At 70.4% G+C, this 14,178-nt stretch carries 12 protein-coding genes and 5 tRNA genes; 9 read left to right on the top strand and 8 right to left on the bottom strand.

What is annotated here, in order from left to right:
• Positions 1-77: 77 nt before the first annotated feature.
• The 3 genes from OIC96_RS25355 to OIC96_RS25345 all read left to right on the top strand — a co-directional run bounded on the left by OIC96_RS25355 (position 78) and on the right by OIC96_RS25345 (position 2,277).
• The gene (locus OIC96_RS25355; protein ID WP_330305647.1) at positions 78-626 is read left to right on the top strand and encodes a DUF6817 domain-containing protein; all 549 of its coding nucleotides are present in this window, start codon (positions 78-80) and stop codon (positions 624-626) included.
• A gap of 180 nt (positions 627-806) precedes the next feature.
• A complete protein-coding gene (locus OIC96_RS25350) occupies positions 807-2,012 on the top strand; it encodes a sigma factor-like helix-turn-helix DNA-binding protein (protein ID WP_330305648.1) in 1,206 nt (401 codons plus the stop codon).
• A complete protein-coding gene (locus tag OIC96_RS25345) occupies positions 1,996-2,277 on the top strand; it encodes a hypothetical protein (RefSeq protein WP_330305649.1) in 282 nt (93 codons plus the stop codon). The genes OIC96_RS25350 and OIC96_RS25345 overlap by 17 nt, the downstream gene beginning before the upstream one ends.
• A 119-nt stretch (positions 2,278-2,396) precedes the next feature.
• On the opposite strand, the gene OIC96_RS25340 is transcribed toward OIC96_RS25345, so the two are convergent.
• The 8 genes from OIC96_RS25340 to OIC96_RS25305 form a co-directional block, all read right to left on the bottom strand.
• Positions 2,397-2,945 carry a YciI family protein gene (locus OIC96_RS25340; protein ID WP_330305650.1) on the bottom strand — a complete coding sequence of 183 codons (549 nt, stop codon included), beginning with the start codon at positions 2,943-2,945 and terminating at the stop codon, positions 2,397-2,399.
• Between the two features lie 76 nt (positions 2,946-3,021).
• Positions 3,022-3,216, bottom strand: coding sequence for a hypothetical protein (locus tag OIC96_RS25335; protein WP_330305651.1), 195 nt, complete (start codon positions 3,214-3,216; stop codon positions 3,022-3,024).
• A 144-nt stretch (positions 3,217-3,360) separates the two neighbouring features.
• Positions 3,361-3,433, bottom strand: a tRNA-Lys gene (locus OIC96_RS25330).
• 121 nt (positions 3,434-3,554) lie between these two features.
• The gene (locus OIC96_RS25325) at positions 3,555-5,090 is read right to left on the bottom strand and encodes an amino acid permease (RefSeq protein WP_330305652.1); all 1,536 of its coding nucleotides are present in this window, start codon (positions 5,088-5,090) and stop codon (positions 3,555-3,557) included.
• 59 nt (positions 5,091-5,149) lie between these two features.
• Positions 5,150-7,291, bottom strand: coding sequence for an FG-GAP-like repeat-containing protein (locus OIC96_RS25320; RefSeq protein WP_330305653.1), 2,142 nt, complete (start codon positions 7,289-7,291; stop codon positions 5,150-5,152).
• A gap of 298 nt (positions 7,292-7,589) precedes the next feature.
• On the bottom strand, positions 7,590-9,803 hold the full coding sequence (locus OIC96_RS25315) for a DEAD/DEAH box helicase (RefSeq protein ID WP_330305654.1): 2,214 nt from the start codon (positions 9,801-9,803) through the stop codon (positions 7,590-7,592).
• A gap of 286 nt (positions 9,804-10,089) precedes the next feature.
• Positions 10,090-10,608, bottom strand: a complete 519-nt coding sequence (locus OIC96_RS25310) for a hypothetical protein (RefSeq protein ID WP_330305655.1) — start codon at positions 10,606-10,608, stop codon at positions 10,090-10,092.
• Positions 10,609-10,712: 104 nt separating this feature from the next.
• A complete protein-coding gene (locus tag OIC96_RS25305) occupies positions 10,713-11,063 on the bottom strand; it encodes a metallopeptidase family protein (RefSeq protein ID WP_330305656.1) in 351 nt (116 codons plus the stop codon).
• 158 nt (positions 11,064-11,221) lie between these two features.
• On the opposite strand from OIC96_RS25305, the gene OIC96_RS25300 reads away from it, so the two are divergent.
• From OIC96_RS25300 to OIC96_RS25275, 6 genes are all read left to right on the top strand, one after another.
• A complete protein-coding gene (locus tag OIC96_RS25300) occupies positions 11,222-12,817 on the top strand; it encodes a metallophosphoesterase family protein (protein ID WP_330305657.1) in 1,596 nt (531 codons plus the stop codon).
• A gap of 80 nt (positions 12,818-12,897) precedes the next feature.
• Positions 12,898-12,970 (top strand) — tRNA-Glu (locus OIC96_RS25295).
• 49 nt (positions 12,971-13,019) lie between these two features.
• A tRNA-Asp gene (locus tag OIC96_RS25290) sits at positions 13,020-13,094 on the top strand.
• 24 nt (positions 13,095-13,118) lie between these two features.
• A tRNA-Phe gene (locus OIC96_RS25285) sits at positions 13,119-13,195 on the top strand.
• Between the two features lie 206 nt (positions 13,196-13,401).
• Positions 13,402-13,478, top strand: a tRNA-Phe gene (locus OIC96_RS25280).
• Between the two features lie 158 nt (positions 13,479-13,636).
• Entirely contained in the window at positions 13,637-13,945 is a 309-nt protein-coding gene (locus OIC96_RS25275) for a hypothetical protein (RefSeq protein ID WP_330305658.1), read from the top strand.
• Positions 13,946-14,178 lie beyond the last annotated feature (233 nt).

Raw genomic sequence — 14,178 nt, 5'->3', positions numbered from 1 at the left:
CGATCCGATGTCCCGGTCAAGGATCGTTGAACAGGGCCGGCGGTCCGGCGGTTTTCTCGCGGCGGGAGAAACAGTCAGTGGAGTCAACGGCGCAGTCCTCCAGAGCCATCGCCCTGCTGCGCGAGCTGGGCGCGGCGGACATCGAGCACCCGGGCGGCACCCTGCTCGCACACCTGGTGCGCGTACGGGACCGGCTGGCCCGCTGGGAAGCCCGCCCCGCGCTCCAACTCGCGGGCCTGTGCCACGCGTTCTACGGCACCGACGGCTTCGCCACCGCCCTCCTGCCGACCGACCGCCGCGCCGAACTGACCGCCGTCATCGGCCCCGAGGCCGAGTCCCTGGTCCACTTCTACGCGAGCTGCGACCGCACGGCCTCCTACCCGGCCCTCGCGGACCCCTCCGGCGCCTTCCACGACCGCTTCACGGGCACCGTCTCGACACCCGCCGTCCAGCAGCGCCGCGACTTCGCGGAACTCACCGCCGCCAACGAACTGGACCTCGTGGACGAGAACCCCGAATGGCGCAAGCAGTGGGGCGCGGACCTCCTGGACCTCTTCACCGGCTTCCGGCCACTGCTCAGCGCGCACGCGTGGCGCGACTGCGAGGACATTCTGGCCGCCTCCTGACCACACCGCGGCCGCCCCACTGAGCAGCACACTGACCAGCCAACTGACCAGCCCCTGACTCGCCGCACCACCTTCGCTCGCCGCCCGCGCTCGCCAAGATCGACATTTCCCCTGTTTCTCGCCCTAGGGAGTAGAGGGCCGTGTTTCCGCCACGGCTCCGGAACCTGAGGAGAACAGCACATGCACAGCGGCATCGACTCAGCTGCTGCGGATCGGCCCGCCGCACACGACGAGGAGGAGCGGCAGCTGGTGGCCGAGCTGCTCCGCCTGCGTCTGCGCCTGGACGAACTCGCGGCCAGCCAGGTCGTCTCCGCGAGCCGGCGGCTCGCTCTGGAGATGGCACCCGTCCTCGAACCCGTCTGGGGCCTCGTCGCCGACCGGCGCAAGGGCGTGGGCTTCCTCATGCAGTACGGGACCGCCGATCCGGCCGAGCACGCTGTCCGCGGCAACGCCGCCGTCGCCGAAGCGGCCGTACAGACGTATCAGCGGCCGCGACTGCTCGGCGCGGAGGGCAGCCAGGTGTGGGCGGCTCTGGCGCGGCCGGGCGACACGCTGCTCGCCCACGTCCGCGAGCCGCTGAGCCTCGGCGTGCGGCCGGGCGCCGGCGACACCGGTGCGGAGGCGCGCTCCACCCTGTCGCTCCAGGTGGACGTCCGTCCTGTGCTGCCCGGCACACTCCACGGAAGCTGGGAGCGCGAAGCCTCGATCGTCCCGGCGCTGCGTGCCGTGCTGCGGCGCTGGTGCGATCTGGCCCGCCACAGCAGTGCCGACAGCAGCGCGGGGGAGGTCGCGCGGCTGACGCTGGCGGCGGCCCTGCTGGCCCGTGGCGCCGCTCTGGACGGGGACACCGCGACCGTACGGTGGTTCGTCAAGCGCTGGCTGGGGCTGAACGCCACCGGCACGCGCGTCGACGGGACGATAGCCGCGCTGCTGGAGGACGGCTGGACCCGCCGCACCGTGGACGCCGAGTTCTCCGCCGTCCAGGACTCGGTCGCGGACGTGCGCATCGAGTCCCTCTACCAGCACCGGCTGCACCGGCCCGTGTGGGAGACCGAGCTGCGCGGAGCACCCGTGGCCCTGCTGTCCGATCTCGCGTCGGCGCGCGAGGGGGAGCAGTTCGACCTCGCCTCCGGCGAAGCCGAGGACGACGTGACCGCCATCGTCAGCCGAACCCTGATGACTGAGCAGATGCACTCCGTGCTCGACACCCTCACCGAGCGCGAGGCGAAGCTGGTCCTGGGGCTCTTCGAGGGCGAGCGGACACAGGCCCAGCTCCGGGCGGAGCTGGGTATCACCCGGTACCGGTTCGAGAAGATCCGCCGCGATGCCATGCGCAGGCTGCGGCATCCGTCCCGAGCGCAGGTGCTCCGTGACTACCTCGACTGACCACCGGACCCCGGCGGCCCCGGACCCCACTCCTGGCCCCGTCCCCGACCCCGACGCCGACCGGGGCTGGATCCGGGTCCGGTTCCCCCGCGGCACGCGCTGCGTCACCCTGCTGGGGACCGGAAGCCTGACCGTCGCGATCACCCACGGAGACGTGGCGCAGGACCCCATGCGCCTGTGGGCGCTCGTCGCACTCAACATCGCGACCATGGCGTACGACCTCACCGACCGCTGGCTGCAACATCGACCGGCCGGGAGGCCCTAGGCCGACAGGGCAGGGCCTGGAACCAGGACGGACGCCGAACGCCCCGAACCACCGCGGTGGTTCGGAACGCTCCTGCGGTCAACCACCAGGTGCCGTCGGCGCGGCGCGTCCTTGGTCCATCACGACCGCCCGCCGAACTGCCAGTTGTGGACCTCGATGTCGGCATACCGGTCCGGGCTCAGGACGGCGCGTGCCGTGTCCGTGTCCGGGGCCCGGACCAGCACCGCCGTGCCCAGCCAGGTGGCGCCGTCGTCGGACAGCAGTGGCCCGTACGCGATCAGCTCGTCACGGTCGGGCGGCACGACGAGGTCGACGGCGTGCTCCGAGCCGAGGCCGAGCACCAGATACCGGTTGCCACCGGTCCGGCCACCAGGGAAATCCCACATGGTGCGCCCCAGCATGTTGCGCCACCGGCGCAGCAGCACGTCCCGGTACACGCCGGCCTGATAGTTGGGCTCGTCGAAGGCGAACGCGCGGGCGGCAGCGGGATCCGGCAGGTCGACGATGTGCACACTGCCGGTGGCCGTGTCGCCGTCGTCGGCGATGGTCGGGCCGCGAGCGATCATCTCCGCCGCGTACCGGTCCATGTACGACCAGTGCTCTTCCAGCAGCTTGTCGCGCAACGTGCCCGAGCCGGGCCTATCGCGGTGGTAGCAGAGGAACTCCATGCGCAGAGACTCTCCCCAACTCGGCAGCATCGCAACGGGATTTGGCAACGATGACCGCACACTCTTGGCGCGGTTTCTAGTCGCCGTCGCCGCTGGTCCGGTTCGGGCTCCGGCGCCGCTTCTTCTCGGAGCTACGCAGCAGTTCCCCCGCGGTGAGCGTCACGGTCGCCACGACACGGACCCAGCGGGGCCCGCCGCGCTGGGCCCACACCACACATACGCACCCGCCGACGGCGAGCGCCAAGATGCCGAGCAGCACCAGAACGGCCATGTTCCCCACCCCTGATTCGTACGGTCCTTCCTGGCGATCCTCTCAGGCCCGGAGGTCTGAGCAGAGAACGGGCGGCAACGGTCTCCAGACGCCCAAAAACACCGAAGCCCCAGCTCAGACGTGCTCTGAGCTGGGGCTTCCCGGTAGACCCTGTGGGACTCGAACCCACAACCAATGGATTAAAAGTCCACTGCTCTGCCAATTGAGCTAAGGGTCCACGCACCGGCCGACGCCGATGCGCCGCACCGGCCCGTGCCGATGCATCCCCGAGCATAGCCGGACGAGGCCGGGACTCCGATCGGGTATCGGCGACCCGGCCACGCCAAAAGCGCGCAAGGTTACGGATCGACCGGTTCGGGCGCGCCCTTGCGGGCCGCCTCGCGGGCGATCGTGCGGTGGTGGTCGGGGTTGAGGAACCAGTGGCGGGCCGAGGCCAGCCACCAGGTCGCCGCGAAGCCGAGGACGACGAGGACGGCGATCGGGGCGTAGTTGAAGGTCTCCCAGGTGACCGGCGAGACCTGGGGCAGCATGAACAGGACCGTGATGACGGCCACCCAGGCGACGGCGACCACGCCCACGGGACGGGACCAGCGGCCCAGGTGCCAGGGCCCGCGCTCGAAGGCGTCGCCCTTGCGCACCCGCAGCAGCGTCGGGATGACGTACGCGACGTAGAGCCCGATGACCGCGATCGAGGTCACGGCGGCGTAGGCCGCGTAGTTGATCAGGTACGGGAGGCCGAGGACGAGTGCGGACAGCGCCGCCAGCCATACGGCCGCGACCGGTGTCCGGGTGCGCGGGCTGACCGTGTGCCAGAGGTGCGAGAAGGGCAGTGCGCCGTCGCGCGAAAAGGCGTAGATCATGCGGCTGTTGGCGGTGACCGATGCCATCCCGCAGAAGAGCTGTGCGCCGATGACGACCAGGAGGAGGAGCTTCCCGGCCGTGGCGCCCAGCGCGTCGAGCAGGATCTGGGCCGGGGGCGCGCCCGTCGCCGAGCCCAGCTCCTTGTCGTACGACTGGATGGCGAAGGTGAAGCCGAGGAGCAGTACGAAGCCGGCGATCCACGACGTCCAGATGGACTGCACGATGCCCTTCGGGCCGGCCGTGGCGGCGTCGTGGGTCTCCTCCGTCATATGGGCGGAGGCGTCGTATCCGGTGAACGTGTACTGGGCCATCAGCAGACCGATGAGGACGACGTACACGCCGCTGCCCCAGCCCGTTTTGTTGACGAACTCCGTGAACACGAAGGACGCCGACTGGTGGTGGTCCGGTACGAAGGCGAGCGCGCCCACGATGACCCCGACGCCCACCACGTGCCACCACACGCTGATGCTGTTGAGGAGGGCGACGATCCGGACGCCGAAGGTGTTCAGGAGGCCGTGCAGGACCAGGATCCCGGCGAAGAGGAGGACCGTGCGGCCCGGTGTCACCTTGAAGTCGAACTGGAGGTTCAGATAGGCGCCCAGGAAGGACGCGGCGCCGAAGTCGATGCCGGCGGTCACCGCGATCTGGCCGAGGACGTTGAACCAGCCCGTGAACCAGGCCCAGGCGGCCGCGCTGCGGGGCGGGGCGAGCCGGTGCGCCCAGAAGTACAGCCCGGCCGAGGTCGGATAGGCCGAACAGATCTCGGCCATGGACAGCCCCACGAACAGCGTCATCAGTCCGACCGCGACCCAGCCCCAGGTGATCACGGCGGGGCCGCCGGTGTTCATGCCGAACAGATACAGCGTCAGACACCCCGACAGGACCGAGATGATCGTGAAGGAGACCGCGTAGTTGGAGAACGCCGACATGCGGCGGGCGAGAACCTGCGTATAGCCGAGCTGGGCAAGCCGTTCTTCGTCCGACAGCCCACTCGCTATGGCGTCATCTGTCATGCCCCCAGCGATTCCCTTGCCAGGGGCACGACATGCGCCAATTCAGGAAGCGGTGTGGCCTAAAAAAGGCCCTTGTAACTCTGCCAGCCGGTGGCGATCTTCACCCGCGAGCCGAACGATCCGTTCCCCTTGCCGTCGTTGCGGTAGAGGTTGCCGGAGGTGTCCCGCACGACCAGGTCGTTCTTCCCGTCGCCGGTGATGTCGCCGACGCCGACGATCGCGTTGTACGAGCCGCCCCAGTCGGAGAAGAGCTTCACGCGGTCCTTGAGCGTGCCGTCACCCCGGCCGTCGTAGCGGTAGAGCGTGCCGTCCTTGGCTCGCGCCAGGACGTCCCCGTAACCGTCGCCGTTGAGGTCCCCGGCGCCCACGATCTTCGTGTAGCCCGTCCACGCCGAGCGGATCTTCACGCCCGCCTTCAGCTTGCCCGCGCCGTCATTGGCGAACAGGTAGAGGTCGCCGGTGGACGCCTTGCGTGCCAGCAGGTCGGTGCGGCCGTCGCCGGTGAGGTCGCCGGGCGCGGTGAGCACGTTGTACGCGTTCCAGCCGGTGCCGAGTGAGGTGTGGCTGCTGGACGGGGCGTAGGCGCCGCTGCCGCACTTGCCCGCGTACCGGCGCAGTTCGCCTCCCGGCATCCGGACGAGCAGCTCGGCGCACCGGTCGCTGCCCATGTCGCCGAACGGGACGCCGAGCGTCCCGGCGGGCCAGCCGGACTCGGACTGCTTCCAGTCGAAGGTGCCCTTGCCCTTGGTGTAGTGGAGGGTGAGGCCGCCCGAGGAGTTGAGGGTGACCAGTTCGCCGTAGCTGTAGCCGCCCTGGTCGTGGTGGCCCTGGAGGCCGCCGGTGAGCGCGAACTTCCCGCTCGTGGTGAACGTACCGGAGCCCTCGGCGGCGGTGGCCGTCAGCGTCCAGGTCTTGGGACCGTTGTACGCGTAGGCGCCCGAGTCCGTCTTCCCGTCCCAGGAGAGGTCGATCGACGTACCGCTGCCCTTGATGGTGCGGTCGGTGCGGCCCTGGGCGTCCTTCACCGTGAAGGTCCAGTCGGCGGGCTTGTTCAGCTGCCAGAAGCTGTCCCAGGTGAGGCTGCCCGAGACGCCGGCCCTGACGTCCACGAGTCCGCCGTCCACGTCCGACTCGATCTTCGCGAGCGACTGGGTGGGCACCCCGCTCGGCACGATCCGGATCGCCTTGTCCTGGTCGACGTACGCGATGTCGCCGCCGAACTTGTCCACCGTCCAGGTAAGACGCCGCTGGTCGGCCGTGTTCCCGGCCGGCAGGTCGGCGACCGCTCTGGCGGGCGCGGCCGTTCCGCCGTGGTAGTCCGTCAGCATCAGCTTCCCGGCGCCGCGGTCGTGCTGGACGAGGTAGCCGTCGCCGACCAGCGCGGGGCCGGAGGGGACCGTGACGGTCTTCTTCGTCGTACGGTCGTAGACGCCCGCGGCGCCGGCCGGGCCGCAGTTCCAGTAGATCCAGCGGCCCACGACCTGGAGCTCCTTGACCGTGCAGGGCGCACCGGTGGCCACGGTCCCGACCGTCTTCTTCTGCTCCAGGTCGTACGCGGTGACGGTCCCGTTGCCCGAGCCGGGCGTCCACAGCAGCGAGCCCCACACGGAGGCGGCGGTGACGGAACGGGTGAGCCGTACGTCCTCGGAGCGGTAGGGGCTCACGGCGTCGACGTACTGCTTGCCGGTCGAGGTGGCCTCGTAGACGAAGTAGCGGCCGGTGGCATCCACGAAGCGGCCACCCGTCACCGCCGGTTCGTCGACCGAGTGCAAACTGTCCCTGGTCAGCCAGATCTGCGCGCGCTGCTTGCCGTACTCGTCGACCGCGAAGTATCCGACATGCTGATTGCCGGTGGACCGCATCGGTACGCACGTTCCGGCGTCGCACGGCACCCTCTGCACATGGCTGCCGTCCGCGAAGACGTCGGCGAAGCCGCGGTCCGTCTTCTCCAGTACGTCGGCGCCGTCGGGCGAGATCTGACGGCCGATCACCCACTGGTAGCCGCTCGGGGTGTTCTCCACGGTGGTCAGAAAGCCGCCCGCGTAGTCGATGCCCCACACGCCGTCCGTCTGGACGGGCGTCGGCGTGACGTCCGCCGCCGCCGGAACCGCGGTGGTCAGCGAACCGGCGCCCAAGGCTGCCAGGCCCACCAGAGTGAGGGCGATCCGGCCGCGCCGGGTCGCCGAAGAGCGTGCGCGCACGCGCCGAGTCAAGGGTCCCTCCCCAGGGAAACGAGAACGGCATGGCGGCTGGAGACAGATCCTCCCCGCACCCTGTGCGCAGCCGCGCCGAAACCCCCTCGGCCGCGCTCCCACCATGCAAGTCGCTGGATGCTAACAGCGGTTACACAGGTGGCGAAAGGGAAAAGAGAGCGGTTGCAGCGCCCCCGGAAACGCCCGAGGGCCCGTACGACCGAAGTCGTACGGGCCCTCGAAAGCCGATCCGCGTCGGCGGCGACAGTCAGCTGTTGCGATCAGCTGCTGCCGTCAGCCTCTGCGGTCAGCCGTTGCGCTTCCAGCGCGGCTTGTCGTCACGGCGGCCGAAGGAACCGGTGCCGGTACCCGTGCCCGTGCCGCGGTGGTCGTCGCGACGGCCCTGCGGGCGGTCGTGGCCGGAGCGGAAGCTGCCGCCCGCGGGACGGTCGCCCTGACGGTCACGGTTGAAGGGACGGTCGCTGCCACGGTGGCCGCCGCGCTCGTCACGACGCTCGAAAGAACGGCCGCCACGGTCGTCACGGTTGAAGCCGCCACCACGGTTGTCGTCACGACGCTCGAAAGAACGGCCGCCACGGTCATCGCGGTTGAAGCCGCCACCACGGTTGTCGTCACGACGCTCGAAAGAACGGCCGCCACGGTCATCGCGGTTGAAACCGCCACCACGGTTGTCGTCACGACGGAAGCCGCCACCACGGTTGTCGCGGTTGAAGCCACCGCCGCGGTTGTCGTCACGACGCTCGAAAGAACGGCCGCCACGGTCATCGCGGTTGAAACCGCCACCACGGTTGTCGTCACGACGGAAACCACCACGATCGCCGCCACGGTCGTCACGACGGCCGCCGCGGTCGTCGCGGTTGAAGCCGCCACCACGGTTGTCGTCACGGCGGAAGCCGCCACGGTCGTTGTCACGACGCTCGTAGTTGCCCCGCTCGTCGCGGCGCTGACGCGGCTCGTACGCGGGACGCTCGGCCGGCTCGGCGGCGACGGCCTCGGCGGCCGGGGCCTCGACGACGGCCTGCTCGGCGGCGGCCTCGGCGGCAGCGGCGACGGCCACCTCCGGGTCGTCGCCCCGCTCACGCGCGGCACGGGCGACCAGGCGGTCGGCCTCCCCACGCAGCTCGACCGCACGACGCTGCGCGCGCTCCAGCTCCTTCGTGAGCTGCGAGACCTCGCGCTCGGCCTGCTGCGCGGCGTCGCCCGCCGACTGGGCCTGGACCTCGGTCATCGAACGGGCGCCGGTGATCTCGGCGACCTCGGGCTCGAAGGCCGTACCGGAGTTGATGATGTGACGCGCGGCGTCGACGCCCGCGTCCTCCATCAGCCGGAAGATCTGACGACGCTGGTGCGGCAGGGACAGCGACACGACGGTGCCGGAGCGGCCCGCGCGAGCGGTACGGCCGGAGCGGTGCAGGTAGTCCTTGTGGTCGCCGGCCGGGTCCACGTTCAGGACCAGGTCGATCCCGTCGACGTGGATACCGCGGGCGGCGACGTCGGTCGCGACGAGCGCGTTGACGTAACCGTCCTTGAAGTCGGCCAGCGTCCGGGTGCGGGCGCCCTGCGTCATGCCGCCGTGCAGCGCGTCGGCCTTCACACCGGCGTCACGCAGCTGCTCGGCGATGCGGTCGGCGCCCAGCTGGGTGCGGACGAAGATGATCGTGCGGCCCTTGCGGGAGGCGATCGCGGCGGTGACCGGCGCCTTGTCCTTGGGCTTCACGATGAGGATGTGGTGCGACATGGTCGTGACGTTGCCCTGGGCGCTGTCGACCTCGTGCGTGACCGGGTTGGTCAGGTAGCGCTTGACCAGCGTGGAGATCTCGTTCTCCATCGTGGCCGAGAACAGCATGCGCTGGCCGCCGGCGGGCACCTGGTCGAGCAGTTCCGTGACCTCGGGCAGGAAGCCCAGGTCGGACATCTGGTCGGCCTCGTCGAGGACGGCGATCTGGGTGTTCTCCAGCGAGCAGGCGCCGCGGTTGATGATGTCGCGCAGACGGCCCGGGGTGGCGACGAGGATGTCGACGCCGCGCTCCAGGGCGTAGATCTGGTTGCCCATCGACGTACCGCCGCAGACGACCTTCATCTTCAGGCCGAGGACGTCGCCGTACGGCTGGAGGGCGTCCGCGACCTGCATCGCGAGCTCACGGGTCGGCGTGAGGATGACGCCGCGGGGCTTCTTCTTGTCGGTGTGGCCGCCGGCCAGCTGGGCGAGCAGCGGCAGACCGAAGGAGAGGGTCTTGCCGGAGCCGGTGCGACCGCGGCCGAGGATGTCCTTGCCGGCCAGGGCGTCCGGGATGGTCGCCGCCTGGATCGGGAAGGGGGTGGTCACGCCGTTCTGTGCGAGCTTGCGGACGACACCCTCGGGGAGACCGAGAGTGGCGAAGGTGACCTCGGGAGCGGACTCGACGGTCTCGACGGTCTCAACGACCTCGATGACGCTGTCGGTGTTGTCGTTCTCGTTGTTCTCGGGCACGACGACGTGATCAGTACTGGAAACAGACATGCGAAATGCGAACCTTCCGGAGTTCTTCGGCACGCGCCCAAACTCCGTGAAGTCGCAATCGACCGCCTCTATGCGGTCCGGCCACGGCAAGGGAGAGTACGCGCCACGCGACGCTCTCTGCATTGGCGCCGGGCAATTGGGATCAAACGATCTACTACCATACGCACCCTCCACCCCTGAAGGCAAACTGACCCTCAAAGGGGCAGGTCAGGCACGTACGGGAGGGGTAACGCCTGCTGGGGTCGAGCGTATTCCCCGGGGCCCTCGGTCCTTCCCCGCCGCCCGCCTACGCCGGTTCGCCCGCCTGCGGTGCCGGCTCCCGCTCCACCAGCTGCGTCGACTGCTGCTCATGCGCGGACGACGACGGCTCCGCCGTGGCCGGATCGGACGCCGGGGGTGACGACACGGGCGGCGGCGGGGGCGACGGCTCCGTCGACGGGGGCGTGGCACTCGGCTCCCCCTGCGGCGGCGCGGAGGTCTGCGTGCCCCCCTTCCCGCCCTTGCCCGGAGCCTTGGCGGACGGCTTCACGCCCCCGGACGCCGACGCCGACGCGGACGCCTCCCCGGACGCGGACTCCCCCGGCTCGGCCGAGGCGCCGGCACCCTTCGCCCCCTTGCCCCCATGGAACCCGACACCGCCCCCGCTCACCGCGGACCCGCCGTCGGGCGCCTCGCCGCCCCGCTGCCCCGCCGAGTGCGAGGGCCCGGGCCGCCCCCCGTCGTCACCCACGCTCATACAACCGGCGGCAGCGGCGACGACCATGACCGCGGCGGCAAGACGGACGGGTACGTACAAGGCGCGCACGGGCAGCCACCTCCGAGGGCAGGACGGGGAGTCCCCCTGCCCAACTCCCGCCGCCCACAAGAAGACACGCGCCCCACAGCCCCACGGAGCGAAACGGGCGAACGTCAGCCGTACCCGAGCGCGTGCAGCCGGGCGTCGTCGATTCCGAAGTGATGGGCGACCTCGTGCACCACGGTCACTTCGGTCTCGGCGACGACGTCCTCCCTCGTCTCGCACATCCGCAACGTCGGCCCCCGGTAGATCGTGATCCGGTCGGGCAGCACCCCCGCGTACCACTCCCCACGGTCCGTCAGCGGAGTCCCCTCGTAGAGCCCGAGCAGCTCGGGGTCTTCGGCGGGCGGCTCGTCCTCGACGAACACCGCCACGTTGTCCATCAGCCGCGTCAGCTCCGGCGGGATCCGGTCCAGCGCCTCGGCGACCAGTTCCTCGAACTCCTCGCGCGTCATCTCCAGCACACGGCCATTGTCCGGCACGACGCCTCCGAACGAGAGTCGGCGACAACGCCGTACGAGCGTCACGACGCCCCGCAGGACGGGTACGGGTCGCACCGGGGGCGCACGTCCGCCGGGGCCCGCACCGCATACCCGCCCGCACACTTGGGCATACGGGACCAATGGCCCGCGTCCCCGCTGCCGTCCCCGCTGTAGTCACCGCCGCCGCTCACCGCATACGCGACCGCGCCCGTACGGCGTCCCGCGCCCTGGCCCGCCACTACCGCGCCCGCCGCCCGCTCCCGGCGGTCGAGCTCGTCCCCCAGCCGCACCCGTACGTCCGCGCCCTCGGCCTGGTCTGCATCGTGATCCTCGGCGCCTGGCTGGGGCTGCTGATCGTGGGGAACGTACGCGTCCCGGTCGGCCCCATGAACACCACCATGACCCTGCGCCCCTCCCTCACCGGCGGTACGAAGATCAACGTCTCCCCGCTCGGCGCGCTGGAGCTGCGCAGCCACGAGGCCCCGCTGCGCCTGGACGTGTCCGTCGACCAGCTCGACCCGGAGCGCTCGCAGGCCCTGGTCGACCACCCGGAGCGGCTGTCCGGCCTCCAGGACGAGGTCGCGCGGGACGTCGAACACGGCACCCTCGACCTGGCCGTACGGTCCTGCGTCGCGGTCGTCTCCGGCGCCACCGCGCTCGGCCTCGCGGTCTACCGCCGCCCGCGCCGCGCCCTCGCCGCGGGCGGCCTGGCCCTGACCCTGCTGGCCGCGTCCGGAGCGACCGCCTTCGCCACCTGGAACCCCAAGTCGGTCCTGGAACCGAGATTCTCCGGACTGCTGAGCAGCGCCCCCTCGCTGGTGGGCAACGCGCGCAGCATCGTCAGCGAATTCGACGTCTACCAAAAGGAGTTGGCGCGCCTGGTGACGAACGTGACGAAGCTGTACGACGTCACGTCCACGCTCCCGGCGTACGAACCCGACCCGACCACGATCCGGGTCCTGCACGTCTCGGACATCCACCTCAACCCGGCGAGCTGGAAGATCATCGCGTCGCTCGTGGACCAGTACGCCATCAACGTGATCGTCGACTCCGGCGACACGATGGACCACGGCACGGCGGCCGAGAACGGCTTCCTGGACCCCGTCGCGGACCTCGGAGCCCCGTACGTCTGGGTCCGCGGCAACCACGACTCCCCGCTCACCCAGCGCTACCTGGAGCACATGAAGAACGTGCACGTCCTGGACGACGGCCGGGCGGCCACGGTCGCGGGCCTGCGCTTCGCCGGCATCGGTGACCCGCAGTTCACCCCCGACCGCGCGGTGGCCCCCGGCGGCAACACGGCGGAGGAGCTGGCGGGCGACCGGCTCGCCTCCTCGCTGCGCGACCAGACGGCGGCGGGCACCCCGGCCGACGTCGCCGTCGTCCACGAACCGTCGGCCGCGCGCCGGACGGACGGCGCGGTGCCGATGGTGCTGGCGGGCCACCTCCACCACGAGGGCATGGAGGTCATGAAGAACGGCACGCGGCTGCGCATCGAGGGCTCGACGGGCGGCAGCGGCCTGCGCGCCGTCGAGGGCACGTACCCGGACCCGATCGAGGCGTCGGTCCTCTACTTCGACCGCGACACCCGCCGCCTCCAGGCCTGGGACGAGATCAAACTGGGTGGCCTGGGCCTGACAACGGCCGAGGTCAGCCGCCACCTCCCGAGAGAGAACCAGCCCGGGGCGACCCCCTCTCCGAGCCCCGCGTCGAGCACGCCGCCGGGGACCCCGTAAACCGTTTTGGCGATACCTCCCGCCATCCCATATGCTTCTCACGTCCCCGACGCGCTGAGAAGCGCCCAGGCGGGCCGATAGCCCTCATCGTCTAGCGGCCTAGGACGCCGCCCTTTCAAGGCGGTAGCACGGGTTCGAATCCCGTTGGGGGCACGCAACACTGTGTGCGACACTAGCTTCGCTTGTTCGCACACAACAGCTTGGTCCTGTGGAGCAGTTTGGAGTGCTCGCCACCCTGTCAAGGTGGAGGCCGCGGGTTCAAATCCCGTCAGGACCGCTGAGGTTTCCTCGGAAACCTCGTGGCTGGGTAGCTCAGTTGGTACGAGCGATCGCCTGAAAAGCGATAGGTCGCCGGTTCGACCCCGGCCCCAGCCACCACCCAAGGGCCCTGTCCAAACGGACGGGGCCCTTGATCGTTTACCCGGCCGGGCCCGGACTCGTACGCCTGCCGCCGATCAAGAATCCAGATCAAGCACCCGCCACAGCCCGCCACCCTGTCGAGGTGGAGGCCGCGCCCGCGGCGCAGCCGCAATCGGGCACAGCAAATCCCGTCAGGACCGCTGAGGTTTCCTCGGAAGCCTCGTGGCTGGGTAGCTCAGTTGGTACGAGCGATCGCCTGAAAAGCGATAGGTCGCCGGTTCGACCCCGGCCCCAGCCACCACCCAAAGGCCCCGTCCATCAGGACGGGGCCTTTGTCGTGCCCGGAGCGGAGCGAGCCGACTTGGCATGCCCCGGGCACAGCGCTACGTTCTGGCTTCCGACTCGGTGTTACGGGGTGTGGGGGAAGCAATGGTGTTGCGCGATCGCGAATCGAAGCCGATGCGCGAGCTCGATCTGGAGCGGTACCGGGCCCGGTACGGGCTGCAGGCGGTTCTCCTCAGCAACCTCGCGATCGCCGGCGTCGCGATCTTCGGCGTATGGCGTCTCGACGGCGACAAGTCGGTGATCATCGGCGTCCTCACCGCGGCCTTCACGGCGGTCAGCACCATGACCACGGCCTACCTGGGCATCAAGGCCGTCTCCAACACCGCCAAGGCGATGGCCCAGGCCGACTCCACCCGCCGCGACCAGTCACCACAGCCCGCCACGCCCCAGACCCCCACACCCCCGGCCCCCCGCAACGGCTGACCGCACACCCGCCCCCCGAGCAGGACCAGCCACGTACGACGGCCGCATACATCCCCACGCACGGCCGGCCAGACACGGCGCCGGCACGGACGCCCCACGCACGGTCAGCCGCTGACGGCGCCGAGGGGCCGGGTCGGAGGTGTCCGCCCGCAGCGGCTGGCGCGTCACCGCCGTCCCCTTGAAACGCGACCGATTCCGCGCCCGACCGAGGACGGATACCTCCGACCCGGCCC

Source organism: Streptomyces sp. NBC_00775 (assembly GCF_036347135.1).
Lineage (GTDB): Bacteria > Actinomycetota > Actinomycetes > Streptomycetales > Streptomycetaceae > Streptomyces > Streptomyces lutosisoli.
The sequence above is the reverse complement of the archived record's forward strand: the minus strand, read 5'-3'. Positions and strand labels throughout refer to the sequence as shown.

What these genes read in the sequence shown, in the direction of transcription:
- OIC96_RS25335 (WP_330305651.1), bottom strand. Translation starts at nt 3,216, where the DNA reads ATGGCCGTTCTGGTGCTGCTCGGCATCTTGGCGCTCGCCGTCGGCGGG.
- OIC96_RS25315 (WP_330305654.1), bottom strand. Translation starts at nt 9,803, where the DNA reads ATGTCTGTTTCCAGTACTGATCACGTCGTCGTGCCCGAGAACAACGAG.
- OIC96_RS25325 (WP_330305652.1), bottom strand. Translation starts at nt 5,090, where the DNA reads ATGACAGATGACGCCATAGCGAGTGGGCTGTCGGACGAAGAACGGCTT.
- OIC96_RS25340 (WP_330305650.1), bottom strand. Translation starts at nt 2,945, where the DNA reads ATGGAGTTCCTCTGCTACCACCGCGATAGGCCCGGCTCGGGCACGTTG.
- OIC96_RS25275 (WP_330305658.1), top strand. Translation starts at nt 13,637, where the DNA reads ATGCGCGAGCTCGATCTGGAGCGGTACCGGGCCCGGTACGGGCTGCAG.
- OIC96_RS25350 (WP_330305648.1), top strand. Translation starts at nt 807, where the DNA reads ATGCACAGCGGCATCGACTCAGCTGCTGCGGATCGGCCCGCCGCACAC.
- OIC96_RS25300 (WP_330305657.1), top strand. Translation starts at nt 11,222, where the DNA reads ATGGCCCGCGTCCCCGCTGCCGTCCCCGCTGTAGTCACCGCCGCCGCT.